The 13,767-nt window shown below is 31.9% G+C and carries 11 protein-coding genes; 2 read left to right on the forward strand and 9 right to left on the reverse strand.

What is annotated here, in order from left to right:
- Positions 1 to 474 precede the first annotated feature (474 nt).
- A complete protein-coding gene (locus Q361_RS11890) occupies positions 475 to 1,710 on the reverse strand; it encodes an ABC transporter permease (RefSeq protein WP_103726956.1) in 1,236 nt (411 codons plus the stop codon).
- A gap of 59 nt (positions 1,711 to 1,769) precedes the next feature.
- Here Q361_RS11890 and Q361_RS11895 point away from each other — a divergent pair, with 59 nt between their 5' ends.
- Complete coding sequence (locus tag Q361_RS11895) at positions 1,770 to 2,987, forward strand: exo-beta-N-acetylmuramidase NamZ family protein (RefSeq protein WP_103726979.1); 1,218 nt, start codon at positions 1,770 to 1,772, stop codon at positions 2,985 to 2,987.
- A 71-nt stretch (positions 2,988 to 3,058) separates the two neighbouring features.
- On the opposite strand, the gene Q361_RS11900 is transcribed toward Q361_RS11895, so the two are convergent.
- Positions 3,059 to 3,553 carry a YkgJ family cysteine cluster protein gene (locus Q361_RS11900; RefSeq protein ID WP_103726957.1) on the reverse strand — a complete coding sequence of 165 codons (495 nt, stop codon included), beginning with the start codon at positions 3,551 to 3,553 and terminating at the stop codon, positions 3,059 to 3,061.
- 67 nt (positions 3,554 to 3,620) lie between these two features.
- Between Q361_RS11900 and Q361_RS11905 the strand changes: the two genes are divergently transcribed.
- The gene (locus tag Q361_RS11905; RefSeq protein WP_103726958.1) at positions 3,621 to 4,331 is read left to right on the forward strand and encodes a class I SAM-dependent methyltransferase; all 711 of its coding nucleotides are present in this window, start codon (positions 3,621 to 3,623) and stop codon (positions 4,329 to 4,331) included.
- A gap of 206 nt (positions 4,332 to 4,537) precedes the next feature.
- Here the strand turns inward: Q361_RS11905 and Q361_RS11910 are convergent, their stop codons facing one another.
- From Q361_RS11910 to rpoC, 7 genes are all read right to left on the reverse strand, one after another.
- Positions 4,538 to 5,353 carry a hypothetical protein gene (locus tag Q361_RS11910; RefSeq protein WP_103726959.1) on the reverse strand — a complete coding sequence of 272 codons (816 nt, stop codon included), beginning with the start codon at positions 5,351 to 5,353 and terminating at the stop codon, positions 4,538 to 4,540.
- A gap of 3 nt (positions 5,354 to 5,356) precedes the next feature.
- Entirely contained in the window at positions 5,357 to 7,186 is a 1,830-nt protein-coding gene (locus tag Q361_RS11915; protein WP_103726960.1) for a hypothetical protein, read from the reverse strand.
- A 321-nt stretch (positions 7,187 to 7,507) separates the two neighbouring features.
- Positions 7,508 to 7,912 (reverse strand): DUF2059 domain-containing protein, encoded by a 405-nt coding sequence (locus Q361_RS11920; protein ID WP_103726961.1) that lies wholly within the window; start codon positions 7,910 to 7,912, stop codon positions 7,508 to 7,510.
- A gap of 52 nt (positions 7,913 to 7,964) precedes the next feature.
- On the reverse strand, positions 7,965 to 8,402 hold the full coding sequence (locus Q361_RS11925; protein WP_245874633.1) for an energy transducer TonB: 438 nt from the start codon (positions 8,400 to 8,402) through the stop codon (positions 7,965 to 7,967).
- Position 8,403: 1 nt separating this feature from the next.
- Positions 8,404 to 9,036 carry a 7-carboxy-7-deazaguanine synthase QueE gene (locus tag Q361_RS11930; protein ID WP_103726962.1) on the reverse strand — a complete coding sequence of 211 codons (633 nt, stop codon included), beginning with the start codon at positions 9,034 to 9,036 and terminating at the stop codon, positions 8,404 to 8,406.
- A gap of 83 nt (positions 9,037 to 9,119) precedes the next feature.
- Positions 9,120 to 9,431 carry a DUF3467 domain-containing protein gene (locus Q361_RS11935; protein WP_103726963.1) on the reverse strand — a complete coding sequence of 104 codons (312 nt, stop codon included), beginning with the start codon at positions 9,429 to 9,431 and terminating at the stop codon, positions 9,120 to 9,122.
- A 2-nt stretch (positions 9,432 to 9,433) separates the two neighbouring features.
- Positions 9,434 to 13,741 carry a DNA-directed RNA polymerase subunit beta' gene (gene rpoC / locus Q361_RS11940; protein ID WP_103726964.1) on the reverse strand — a complete coding sequence of 1,436 codons (4,308 nt, stop codon included), beginning with the start codon at positions 13,739 to 13,741 and terminating at the stop codon, positions 9,434 to 9,436.
- Positions 13,742 to 13,767 lie beyond the last annotated feature (26 nt).

Raw genomic sequence — 13,767 nt, forward strand, 5'->3', positions numbered from 1 at the left:
AGCTGTGAATATTCAAATCTTTCGACTCTCTTACTCTCTCTTTTTTGCTGTCAATCCAATATATCAATGAACTTGTCTTTTCTGTTCTTTTTCGCAATCTCGTTTCCTTGATTGCGGGTGCAAAAGTACAACTTATTTTTTATCGTGCAAGTGTTTTTTGAATTTTTTTTAAAATATTTTCTCAACACTTTTTTTCTTCCGCAGGACAGCAAAGATAATACCTTTTACAATCCTAAACAAAATTATTTTCTCACAATGAATCTTTCTATGAACGTCGCCTCTATTGCGGGTGCAAATCTACAACTTTTTTACCCTTTTCCTAATTTTTAATCAACCTTTTTTATGCATTTTTTTCAATATATTGGTTTTCAATAGTATTAGTTCTTAATTTTAACTTTTAGCTTCGATAATATCAAAAAAAACAAACACCCAATATGCCTTTTTATCACAACAAGACACAAACTATAGTGTACTTTATTTGAAACGTATGCTTTTTGAAGGTGTAATATAGGTAATAATATAGGTGGGTATGACTAGAAAAATAGCTATAACTACTACAACAAATAAATTTAAAGCTATTATTTGTAATGGATTTATGTATACTGGCGCTATAGTAACGTAATAGTTTTCTGAATTTAGCTTTACTATTTGTCCGTATTTTTGAATTAGTAATAAACTTATCGCTATAATATTCCCTATCAATAATCCTTTTACTACTATATATAGTGCATTGTATAAAAATATCTTCCGAACATTTGTATTTGTCATACCTAAAGATTTTAGTATGCCTATCATAGGTATTCTTTCTAATACTAGCACTAATAAAGCTACTATCATGTTTATAACCGCTACCAATAGCATTACTATTATGATTAAAACGATGTTCGAATCGAATAGTTTGAGCCAATCAAATATATAATAGTATTTGGTTTCTATAGATTGCGCATGTAAAAATGATCCTATTTCTTGTTCTACTTCATTTGTTTTTTTTTCTATTTCTGAAAATTTAGAAACATAAACTTCAAAATTTCCAACTTGATTTGGAGTCCATTTATTCATTCGCTGTATGTGGCGCAAATCAATAATAAGATATGAAGCATCAAATTCTTGTATTCCAGAGTTATATATACCTACTATTTTGAAACGTCTAAAATTTGGAAGTTTATTTTGTCCTTCTTTCATAAAAAAGGTGTCAAAAGAATCTCCCAATTTAAGCTGAAGCCTTTTCACTAAATATTCTGAAATAAGCACTTCATTGTTTAATTCTTGGTTCAATATGGGCATTCTTCCTTGTTGTAGATAATCTTTAAGTTGTGTAAAATCGTAATCTTTGCCTACTCCTTTAAAAACAACTCCTTCAAAAGCTTTGGAAGTACGTATAATACCCGCCTTGGAAGCGACACCTTGTATGTGTTTGATTCCCGAAATATTTTTGAAACTTGGGTAGAATGTTTGATGTAATGAAATAGGATTTACGCTTACATTGGATTCATTTCCTGTAAAACTACTTATAAGAATATGCCCATTGAAAGAGGATACTTTATCTCTAATTTTATTTTGCAAACCCATTCCTGTAGCTATAGAAACCACCATCATGAGTATTCCTAATGCCACAGCAGTAACAGCTATGTTTACTATAGTTTTTGAAAATTTATTTTGAGATGCTTCTGGCTTTACTAAGCGTTTGGCTATAAAATATTCTAACTTCAAAGTTTTATTTTTTGTTCAAAAATACATTTATAAATTTACCAAAAGAAATTTTTATTGATATGAAACACCGCATCATCCAATTTTATACTATTTGTTTTTTAGCTCTAGGGCTTATTTCTTGCAAAAGTGGGCAGGCGCAAAAGAAAGACACGTTGGAAAGCTCAACTGTTTCTGAAAACATAGTTAATCATTCTATACAACTAGGCGCTGACAATTATGATTTGTACCTACCACTATTAGAAAACAAAAAAGTAGGTATTGTAACCAATCAAACAGGAATTTTAAGCAATGGCACTCACTTAGTAGATTTTTTAATTTCAAAAAACACTCATCTAACGACTATTTTTGCGCCAGAACATGGATTTAGAGGTACCGCAGATGCTGGCGAACATATTGTAGATGGAAAAGATACTAAAACGGGGTTACCTATTATTTCTCTCTACGGAAATAATAAAAAACCTAAACATGAGCAAATACAGCAAGTTGAAATAATGATTTTTGATATTCAAGATGTAGGCGCACGTTTTTACACTTACATATCTACCTTACATTATATTATGGAGAGTTGTGCAGAAAACAACATACAACTAATCGTTTTGGATAGACCCAACCCAAACATTTCTATAATAGACGGCCCTGTGTTGGAGAAAGAATATACAAGTTTTGTAGGCATGCACCCTATTCCATTGTTGCACGGAATGACAATTGGAGAATATGCCCAAATGATTAATGGTGAAAAATGGCTGAAAGATGGTATTCAATGTGATTTGAAAATAATTCCATGCCTTAACTATGATAGAAATATGTTGTACAGCTTACCTGTAAAACCTTCACCCAATTTACCTAACGACCACGCCATAAACTTATATGCAAGTTTGTGCTTATTTGAAGGTACTAATGTAAGTGTAGGAAGAGGCACAGATATGCAATTTCAAATTTATGGTTCGCCTTATTTACCAAAAACCAATTTTAGCTTTACTCCAAGCCCTAATATTGGAGCAAAAGATCCGCTATATAAAGGAAAAGAATGTTTTGGCGAAAATTTATCTGATTTAGCATTTGTGGATAAGTTGGAGATAAAATGGCTGATAAAAGCTTACAATTCTACAACAGATAAATCAAAATTTTTCAATGATTTCTTTGTAAAATTAGCTGGAACTAAAAAACTACGTGAGCAAATAGAAAAAGGAGTTTCTGAAATAGAAATCAGAAAATCTTGGAGAAAAGATATTGAAACATTCAAAAAAATGAGAGAAAAATATTTACTGTATAAATAAAATTGATTTTGTTTTTTACAAAAGACTTTCAAACTCTACATCTTTACACTTATAATGTATTGTAAACACTATTAACCATGTATTTTCTTTTTCATTTCTTCAACAATATTATAGGCTGCCGGACAAATAGCTACGTTTTTTATGGTTAAATTAGAAATTTGCTGAAATTTTTTTCTATCGGTATGTGGGAATTCTCTACAGGCTTTTGGACGCACATCATAAATAAAGCAGGTATTATCAGTATCCAGAAAAGTGCAGGGCAAATTTTGTAACACATAGTCGTTTTCTTCGTCTATACGCAAATAATTATCGATAAATTGCTGTGGTTTTTGTTTAAAATGCTTTGAAATTCGCTCAATATCTGCGGTGGTAAAAAGTGGCCCTGTGGTTTTACAACAATTTGCACATTGTAAACAATCTGTTTTTTTAAACTCTGCTTCATGCAAATCTTGCATGATATAATCTAAGTTTTTTGGTGGTTTCTTTTTTAGCTTATCAAAAAACTTTTTAGTTTCGTTATGCTTATCTTTGGCAAGTTTTACAAGTTCGTTTAATTGTGGTTTCAAAGTCGAAATTTCAAGTTGAGCTACAAAGTTAAAAAACTTGAAACATTAAACCCGAAACCTTACAAAAATGTTGGATTTATTTGGAAAAGCCATTTTAGACTATCAAACCAATAATTCTCCTGAGAATATTATTACCGAAACAACCATTTCTGAACCCGACGAAATGGACGTTGCTTATTTGTTTAGAAATTATAAAAATATGCCTAAGCTAGAACAAAAAGCTCTACAACTTGCAAAAGGAAAAATACTAGATATAGGTTGCGGTGCTGGCAGCCATGCCTTGTATTTACAAAACCAAAAATATGATGTTGTTGCTGTAGATATTTCTGAAAATGCTATAAAAGCATGTAAACTTAGAGGAATTGAAAATGCCATAAACATAAACTTTCTCGAACTAGAAAACCAAACTTTTGATACTATTTTACTCTTGATGAATGGTACAGGAATATTTGAAACTCTTGCAAAAACTTCAATATACTTACAAAAATTAAAATCGTTACTTACTCCAAATGGTCAGATACTTATTGATTCTTCCGATATTATATATATGTTTGATCAAGATGAAGATGGTGCCTATCTAGTTCCTGCAAGTGGTTACTATGGCGAACTCATTTTTACTATACATTACAAAAACCAAACCGAAAAATCATTTCCGTGGCTGTATTTAGACTATAATACTTTACAAAATGTGGCGCATGCCAATGGTTTACAATGTCAATTGATTAAAGAAGGAAAACATTTTGACTATTTAGCAAGGCTTAGTCATACTGATAAATAGTATGAAAAAACATAAAACTGCCTCTTTTTCTCTAGGCAGTTTGTGAAATATTAAATCAACTCTTTCTATCTAAATACTTAATGATTTTTCTATAAAGCTTAATGATATAGTAAATTATAACTACAAATGTTATAAAAAAAACTAATTGGGCAATTATTGAAAACCACATAAAAGAGTTATCCACCGTACCTTTAAATTCTTCCATATTAATTATTGTATTTTACTTTATAAATCATTTTTTTCTTAAAATAATTATTGTTCTTTTTATCAATTACAATAAAAATATTTACATTATTTCTTGAAAAAAATTGAGTTATTTCAAAATCTGTAAATTGTTTAAGAAAAGAAGAGTCTATTAAACTTTTATCCTTTAAAGTGTCTTTTAATTTTTTTGTGATTTTAAAATCAATTGTACGATAAAAAATAGTACTAATAATTCCTTTTTCACGTTTCATAACCTTTATGTCATCTGCTTTAGAATTTAAACTTATATATATGTTTAAGGAATTTTTTAATAATAAATAATCTTCATCATAAAATAGATTTTTAAGGTTATTATATATTGAATAAAAGGCATTCTTCTCGCTAAAATATTTGTCATTTTTGCCATAATTATTGTCGCAAGTAAGTTTCTTTTCTAAATCGCTTACTAGATACATTATTGTGCTTGTGGAACTATCTTGAAAATCAATTAAATTATTATTTGTATCTATAAGTTTTAAATTTTCTAAAGAGATGTCAAATACTGGATTAATTAAATTTTTGAAATCAAAAGTAGAAATATTGCTTTTTTTTGAATATATTATTTCATTATTAACAATCTTATACAACAAAATTTCATTATCTTTTTTTACTATATATTTAAAATCATCAATTCCTATAATCAGTTCATCTCTGGATATATTTAATTTTTTTTTTGCTAGGTACAAATCGTTAATATCGCAAATATGATAACTTCTACCTTGACTTTGAGAGTAAATAGAAATATATGTAAGTAAAAATAAAATTAAAATGTTTTTCATTTTTTAGGGATTAAAAATAGTGTTGTAACATCCGTTATACCAATGGTAATAGTAATCACCACTAGTAATAAGATTTGGATAAATTGAAAACGGAAAAGCAGAACAATTTTGCAATCCTTGATAAGAAAAATAGTACAAAAAAGTGTTCCAATTCCATGGTATTTGTATGTCCGATGGTGTTAAAGGATTTCCATTCATTGGCTGATATAAGATAGCTCCTCCATCTATCGGATTTTCAATTTGACTAGCTTCTTGTGAAGTAATTAAGATATTTTTTATATCGCTTAATATTTCAACGATAGTTGGTATCATAAAATCAACAAAAAAATTGTGTTGAGATTGTGCTCCAGAAAAACCGTTATAATACGTATTTACACAGTTTACAAAATCCATCGAATTAATTTGACTTATAGAAAAACCAATTGGAGGTTTACGAAATTTAACATTAAGATATGCGTGTATATATTCATGTAACACAAACAAGGCAATATTCATTTTAGATTTTGTTAATAAACCTTGCCTATCTATTGTTATTTCATTGTACATATACAGACTATTAGTATTATAAACGCTATGACAATTCCCATAAATATAACCAACAGCATTAGATTGATCGATGTTTCCAATAGTTAGTTTCACACTAAGTTGCGGTATTTCAGAAAATAGATTATAAAATAACCGTCTAAATTCTGAAGACGTCATTAAAGCATCATTTACTTCTTTCAATTTTGCCCCTTCAGGAGTTGAAACGTCAAAATTTAAATCCACAAAACTAGGCGACTTTAAAGAAGCTTCAAAATCTAAATGTAAGTTTGGATTGTTTATACATTGAATAATAAACTCGTTTACAAACTCTTTGCTCTCTTGCGAGCTATTGTTTTGGCTTAAAAAATTTAATATTTGATTTGCAACTTGAGTATTATGGTTTAACCATGTAGCTTGTGGGGTATTTAAAGAAAGAAGATTTACAAGATAACTAACAGTAGCATTTGCCCCATCTGTAGATGTTAAATTTGTAGGAACAGTTACAATTGGCTTAGTATTTGGGGTATTGTTTCCTCCACCTAAAAGTCCATTAGTGTTTACGCTACCTGGAGTAGGGGTTACTCCAATGCCGTATCCTGGTACGTAGCCAGAACCCACGGTAGGAGATTCGCTACTTCCACTAGAACTTGTTGTGCCTCCAGAGCCACCACTGCCAGGACAAATATGCTCAAGCCAATCAATTGAACCATCATCATTTATTCCGTTAAATATATAGCCGTCATAAAAACTTGCACAACCACAATTTGGACAATAACTCGTGTTTCCATTTTTGCTTAAAATTGTTGATGTATTGATAACATTATCATCCAATTGCGTAAGAAATATTTTACTTTTTAAACTATTATCTGCTACACCTGAAATAATATCCTGATATTCTTGTTCATTTATATCATACTGAATTAGATAAACACTGTAAGCAGAATCGCTAACAGAGTAATTTAAAACTAAATTCTCTAGATAGAATGCCGTACTGTCTCTAAAAATCTGAAAGGTATAAGAATGATAACCATTTGACTCTTCTACATAAGTTGCTAAATTTGTATCTATATAAAAACTGCCGTCACTAGCAGCTACAAGTTTAGCATTATTGTATAAAATATTGTATTTACTATTTACAGAAGACAACTTGTCTAATAGCTTTTGGTTTTTAGACATTTCTTCATAAGTAACTTTTTTAATAGTTCGTTGATTTTTAGTCGAACCATCAAAATTTTCTAGGCTCTCTTGTTCGCAAGAAGCAAATACGAATAACACAACAGACGCAATAATTTTTAATAAATTTTTCATTTGGGTATAAATTTAAGTGACTAAATACGCCGAAAAATAAAAAGCGTGGAAGCTCAAACATACTGATTACCGAGGTTCTGACAAAACCCTTACACCAAGATAAGTCAAGTCCACGCCAAGCGTAGACATTAAACTTTCTTCAAGGTGTAATCATTGAAATTGTCAGATTTCGGTTACCAAAGAAAAGCAAATGCTTTAATATTTATACAACGGTAAGAACGTGCTTATTGCAATAAGTTGTGCTAAGATAATTATTTATTTCGAATAAAAAAAATCCCGAAGAAAATTTCAACGGGACTTTTATTTTCATATCAAAAGTTTTTATTGAGCATATTTCATCATCAATGCCTGAATTTCGCCTTGCACTTCCATCATACTTTCTTGCGCTTTTGTAGCAATTAACTCCGATTTTTCTGCCATTTTTTTTCCTACAGGGCTTTCATAAAATGCCAACATTGCTTTTATATCTTCTTTGGTATATTCTTGAGCGTAAATTTCAACTGTTTTGTCATTTATTTTAGCAAGAATGGCATCAAACTCAACCAAAAAAGCAGCTTGTTTTGCTTCTGGTATGTAACTTAATACTTGTTTTTTAGCAGCTTTAAGTTGTCCGCTAGCACCGCTAACTTCAATTACTTTTTTAATATCTTTTTTAAAAGCATCATCTTGTGCAAATCCAAAATGAGCGACGCAAACAAATGCTAGGGTAAAAATTAGTTTTTTCATGTTTTTTTCAATTATTTTATAAATATAGTATTTTTCAATAATAGTGCCAAATTTATTCTGTTGATATTGATATTGGCAATAAGTATTTACATCTTACAGGTTTGTCATTTTGTATAGCTGGTTTCCATTTTGGCATTAGTTTAAACACTCTTATAGCTTCGTTGCCGGTTCCAAAGCCTACATCTCTTAAAACTTTTACATCATATACACTTCCATCTTTATCTACAATAAATGAAACGATAACTTTGCCTTTTAACTTATCTACATTGGGTACTCTATAATTTTTTGAAACAAACTTATAAAATTCACTCATGCCTCCTGGGTATTCTGGCGTTGTATCTACCAATCCCATGTTATAAACCTTCGAGGTGTTTTCTGGGCTTGGGAGCAACTCAACATCTTTTGTGTTTTCAGTCTTAACCGATTCACTTGTTTGTGTGTATGCGTATTGTACTAAAAATAAACTTAAAAATAATAAAATCTTTTTCAACTTAAGGAATGTTTAAATATTTATGTGTTTGTAAAGATATGCGCCATTTTGGATTTTTCATAACATAATCTATAATTAATGGAGTCATTTCGTCTTTTTTACTCCATTCGGGTTGTAAAAACAAAATAGCGTCTTGATTTACCAAAAGTGCTTGTTCTTCGGCAAAAATAAAATCGTGTTTATTGTAGATAATTACTTTTAACTCATTTGCAATAGCATACGCACTCAATACGGGTAGTTTATTTTTTTTTGGAGAAAGACAAAACCAGTCCCATGTGCCTGTAACTTCATAACAACCCGATGTTTCTATGTGGGTTTTAATATTTTGGTATTGCAATAAATGTGTAATAGGTTGCATATTCCAAGTAAGCGGTTCTCCACCTGTAATAACAACAATATCTGCATACTGTTTTGCGTTTTTTACAATAGTTTCTATATGAGTAGGCGGATGTAGTGTAGCATTCCAGCTTTCTTTTACATCACACCAATGACAACCTACATCACAACCACCTATTCTAATAAAGTAAGCGGCTGTTCCAGTATGGTAACCCTCACCTTGAATAGTATAAAACTCCTCCATAAGCGGAAGCATCGTTCCGTTTTCTACTGCTATTTGGGCTTCTTTGTGTAACATTTTTCTCTTTTTCGTTTGCAAAGATACTTATTAAATACTTTATATAATAAACAAACCCTAAGCGATGCTTAGGGTTTGTTTTGTTATGCTTGACCAGTTGGACCAAAGTTTAACGGCAATGGTGGTTGTTCAAAATCTTTAATTTCACCATGGGCTGCTTCAAATCTATGGATATTTTCTCCTATAGCTCTCAAGAGTCTTTTGGCGTGTTGTGGCGTTAAAACAATTCGTGCTTTAACTTTAGATTTTGGAACTCCTGGCATTACATTGATAAAATCTAATACAAACTCTGAATGAGAATGGTTAATAATTGCTAGATTAGAATAAATCCCATCTGCAGTTTGCTCGTCAAGTTCAATATTTAATTGCGCTTGTTGTTCTTGATTTTCATTCATAATTAATAAATAAATTCTTCTTTGTTTGCTACCATTTCATTATAGTCTTCTTTCGATCCTACTATAATATGATCATAATCTCTCATACCTGTACCTGCAGGAATTCTGTGTCCTACAATTACATTTTCTTTCAATCCTTCTAGCGTATCTACTTTTCCAGCTACAGCTGCTTCGTTTAATACTTTTGTCGTTTCTTGGAACGATGCCGCAGAAATAAACGATTTGGTTTGAAGTGAAGCTCTCGTAATACCTTGTAATACAGGTGTTGCTGTAGCAGGAATTACATCGCGTGCTACTACTAAGTTTTTATCGTTGCGTTTTAATAATGAATTTTCATCTCTTAACTCGCGTGGTGAAACTATTTGACCTGGTTTTAAGTTATCTGAATCTCCTGCATCTTCTACCACTTTCATACCATACAACTTATCATTTTCTTGGATAAAGTCTGAAGCATGTACTAATTGTTCTTCCAAGAATAATGTATCTCCTGGATCTTGAATTTGTACTTTACGCATCATCTGTCTGATAACAACTTCAAAGTGTTTATCATTGATTTTTACCCCTTGTAAACGATATACTTCTTGAATTTCGTTTACTAAATATTGTTGTACTGCTGATGGACCTTGTATTCTTAAAATATCTTCTGGAGTAATTGCTCCGTCAGACAATGGCATACCAGCTTTGATAAAGTCGTTTTCTTGAACTAAAATTTGATTTGAAAGTTTTACCAAATATTTCTTGATTTCGCCAAATTTAGACTCGATAATAATTTCTCTATTACCTCTCTTAATTTTTCCGAAAGTAACTACACCATCAATTTCTGAAACTACTGCAGGGTTTGAAGGATTACGAGCTTCTAATAACTCTGTAATACGTGGTAATCCTCCTGTAATATCGCCAGCTTTTGAAGAACGACGTGGGATTTTTACTAAAACTTTACCTGCTTTAATTTTTTCTCCATCGTCTACCATAAGGTGGGCACCAACTGGTAAATTGTATGAACGAATTAACTCTCCGTCTTTACCATATATGTGTAAAGTTGGTACTAATTTTTTGTTTCTTCCCTCAGAAATAACTTTTTCTTGGAAGCCTGTTTGCTCATCAATTTCTACTTGGTATGTTTGACCTTGTTCTAAATCTTCGTAAGCAATTTTACCTGTATATTCTGAAATGATAACCCCATTATATGGATCCCATTTACAAATTACAGTTCCTTTTTCTACTACATCTCCGTCTTTTACAAAAATACTAGAACCATAAGGAATATTGTGTGTATTTAAGACAATACCTGTTTTTTCGTCTATCAATTTTAATTCTGTAGAACGAGAAATTACGATATCTGCTTTATTACCTTCATTATCTTCTCCTACTACTGTTTTTAAGTCGTCTATTTCTAAACGTCCTCCAAAACGAGCAACAATGCTAGATTCTTCAGAAACTCCACCGGCAACACCTCCTACGTGGAAGGTACGAAGTGTAAGCTGTGTACCTGGCTCACCAATAGATTGAGCTGCAATAACACCTACTGCTTCTCCTTTTTGTGTCATTTTACCTGTAGCTAAATTTCTTCCGTAGCATTTTGCACAGATTCCTTTTTTAGCTTCACAAGTAAGTGGCGAACGTACTTCTACTTTTTCTACAGGAGACTCTTCTATTGCTTTTACAATAGCTTCTGTAATTTGCTCTCCTGCATGTACCATAACTTCGGTAGTTAATGGGTTTATTACATCGTGAAGTGCAACACGTCCTAGAATTCTTTCTCCTAGAGTTTCTACAATTTCTTCATTTTTCTTTAATGCCGAAACTTCTATTCCTCTTAAAGTACCACAATCTACAGAATTAACGATAACATCTTGAGAAACATCATGTAAACGACGTGTTAAATAACCCGCATCGGCAGTTTTAAGAGCCGTATCGGCAAGACCTTTACGAGCACCGTGCGTAGAAATAAAGTATTCAAGAATCGAAAGACCTTCTTTAAAGTTTGATAAAATTGGATTTTCGATAATTTCTCCACCTCCAGCAGTCGATTTTTTTGGTTTTGCCATCAAACCACGCATACCTGTAAGCTGACGAATTTGTTCTTTTGAACCCCTTGCTCCAGAGTCTAGCATCATAAATACAGAGTTGAAACCTTGTTGGTCTTCTCTAATATTTTTCATTGCCAATTCTGTAAGTAAGGCATTGGTTGAAGTCCAAACGTCAATTACTTGATTGTATCTCTCGTTGTTGGTAATAAGTCCCATGTTATAATTCATGGTAATACCTTCAACTTGTTCTCTAGCATCGGCAATCAAATCTTCTTTTTGATCTGGAATTTTAATATCTCCCAAAGAGAATGATAAACCACCACGGAATGCGTTTCTATATCCTAAGTCTTTCATTTCGTCTAAGAAAGCAGCCGTTGTAGGCACATCTGTTACAGCAAGAATTTTACCAATAATATCACGTAATGATTTTTTGGTTAATACTTCGTTGATGTATCCTGCAGCTTCTGGAACTACTTCGTTAAACAATACTCTACCTGCTGTAGTTTGAATTATTTGATATACTAATTCTCCGTTTTGATTAAAGTCTTTGGCTCTAATTTTTATACGGGCATTTAATTCTAATTTGTTTTCGTTAAGTGCAATATTAACTTCTTCAGCAGAATAGAAAGTTTGACCTTCACCTAAAATTTTATGTTCTGGTGTAGATAAACGCTCTTTGGTCATGTAATACAGACCCAAAACCATGTCTTGCGATGGTACCGTAATAGGTGCTCCATTTGCAGGGTTCAATATATTGTGCGAAGCAAGCATTAACAATTGAGCTTCTAGAATAGCTTCTGGTCCTAGTGGCAAGTGTACCGCCATTTGGTCACCATCAAAATCCGCATTGAACGCCGTACATACCAATGGGTGTAACTGAATTGCTTTACCTTCGATTAATTTTGGTTGGAATGCCTGAATACCCAAACGGTGTAAGGTAGGAGCACGGTTTAGTAATACTGGATGTCCTTTAATTACATTTTCAAGAATATCCCATACTACTGGCTCTTTTTTGTCAATAATTTTTTTGGCCGATTTTACTGTTTTTACAATACCTCTTTCAATTAATTTACGAATTACAAAAGGTTTATACAACTCAGCAGCCATATCTTTTGGTAAACCACATTCATACAATTTCATTTCTGGACCAACAACAATTACCGAACGTGCAGAATAATCAACACGTTTACCTAATAAGTTTTGACGGAAACGACCTTGTTTTCCTTTTAAGGAATCAGAAAGTGATTTAAGCGGTCTGTTTGACTCTGTTTTTACAGCCGAAGCTTTACGTGTATTATCAAATAATGAATCTACTGCTTCTTGAAGCATACGTTTTTCATTACGAAGAATTACTTCTGGAGCTTTGATTTCCATTAATCGTTTTAAACGATTATTACGGATAATTACACGACGGTATAAGTCATTCAAATCTGAAGTAGCAAAACGACCTCCATCTAGTGGCACTAGCGGACGTAATTCTGGCGGAATAACAGGAATAACTTTTAGAATCATCCATTCTGGACGATTTTCTCTATTTAAGTTTGCTTCACGGAACGACTCTACAACTTGTAAACGTTTTAAAGCTTCTGTTTTTCTTTGTTTTGATGTTTCATTATTAGCACTGTGGCGTAATTGGTACGACAAAGCGTCCAAATCTGTACGTGCTAATAAATCCATAATACATTCTGCACCCATTTTGGCGATGAATTTATTTGGATCTGATTCATCTAAAAATTGGTTTTCCATAGGAAGTGTATCCAAAATATTCAAATACTCTTCTTCGGTTAAGAAATCCATTACTTGTAGAGGTTCTCCATCTACATTTTTAGCAATACCTGGTTGGATAACTACATATCTTTCGTAGTAAATTATCATATCCAACTTTTTAGAAGGCATACCTAAAATATAACCTATTTTGTTTGGTAACGAACGGAAATACCAAATATGTGCAATAGGTACAACAAGATTGATGTGTCCTACTCTATCACGACGCACTTTTTTCTCGGTAACTTCTACACCACAACGGTCACAAACAATGCCTTTGTAACGAATTCTTTTGTATTTTCCGCAAGCACATTCATAGTCTTTTACTGGACCAAAAATACGTTCGCAAAAAAGTCCGTCTCTTTCTGGTTTATGAGTACGATAATTGATGGTTTCTGGTTTTAAAACCTCACCTTTAGACTCTGCCAAAATTGATTCTGGAGAAGCCAATCCAATAGTTATTCTATTGAATCTTTTTATCGTGTTTTTATCTTTATTATTTCTATTATTTGTCATAATCAATGATTTTAGTCGAATGTCGA

The organism is Flavobacterium croceum DSM 17960 (assembly GCF_002917885.1).
Lineage (GTDB): Bacteria > Bacteroidota > Bacteroidia > Flavobacteriales > Flavobacteriaceae > Flavobacterium > Flavobacterium croceum.

Excerpts from the sequence above, each read along its gene's own strand:
- Q361_RS11895 (WP_103726979.1), top strand. The coding sequence starts at position 1,770 with ATGAAACACCGCATCATCCAATTTTATACTATTTGTTTTTTAGCTCTA.
- Q361_RS11905 (WP_103726958.1), top strand. The coding sequence starts at position 3,621 with ATGTTGGATTTATTTGGAAAAGCCATTTTAGACTATCAAACCAATAAT.
- Q361_RS11910 (WP_103726959.1), bottom strand. The coding sequence starts at position 5,353 with ATGAAAAACATTTTAATTTTATTTTTACTTACATATATTTCTATTTAC.
- Q361_RS11915 (WP_103726960.1), bottom strand. The coding sequence starts at position 7,186 with ATGAAAAATTTATTAAAAATTATTGCGTCTGTTGTGTTATTCGTATTT.
- Q361_RS11920 (WP_103726961.1), bottom strand. The coding sequence starts at position 7,912 with ATGAAAAAACTAATTTTTACCCTAGCATTTGTTTGCGTCGCTCATTTT.
- Q361_RS11930 (WP_103726962.1), bottom strand. The coding sequence starts at position 9,036 with ATGTTACACAAAGAAGCCCAAATAGCAGTAGAAAACGGAACGATGCTT.
- Q361_RS11935 (WP_103726963.1), bottom strand. The coding sequence starts at position 9,431 with ATGAATGAAAATCAAGAACAACAAGCGCAATTAAATATTGAACTTGAC.
- rpoC (WP_103726964.1), bottom strand. The coding sequence starts at position 13,741 with ATGACAAATAATAGAAATAATAAAGATAAAAACACGATAAAAAGATTC.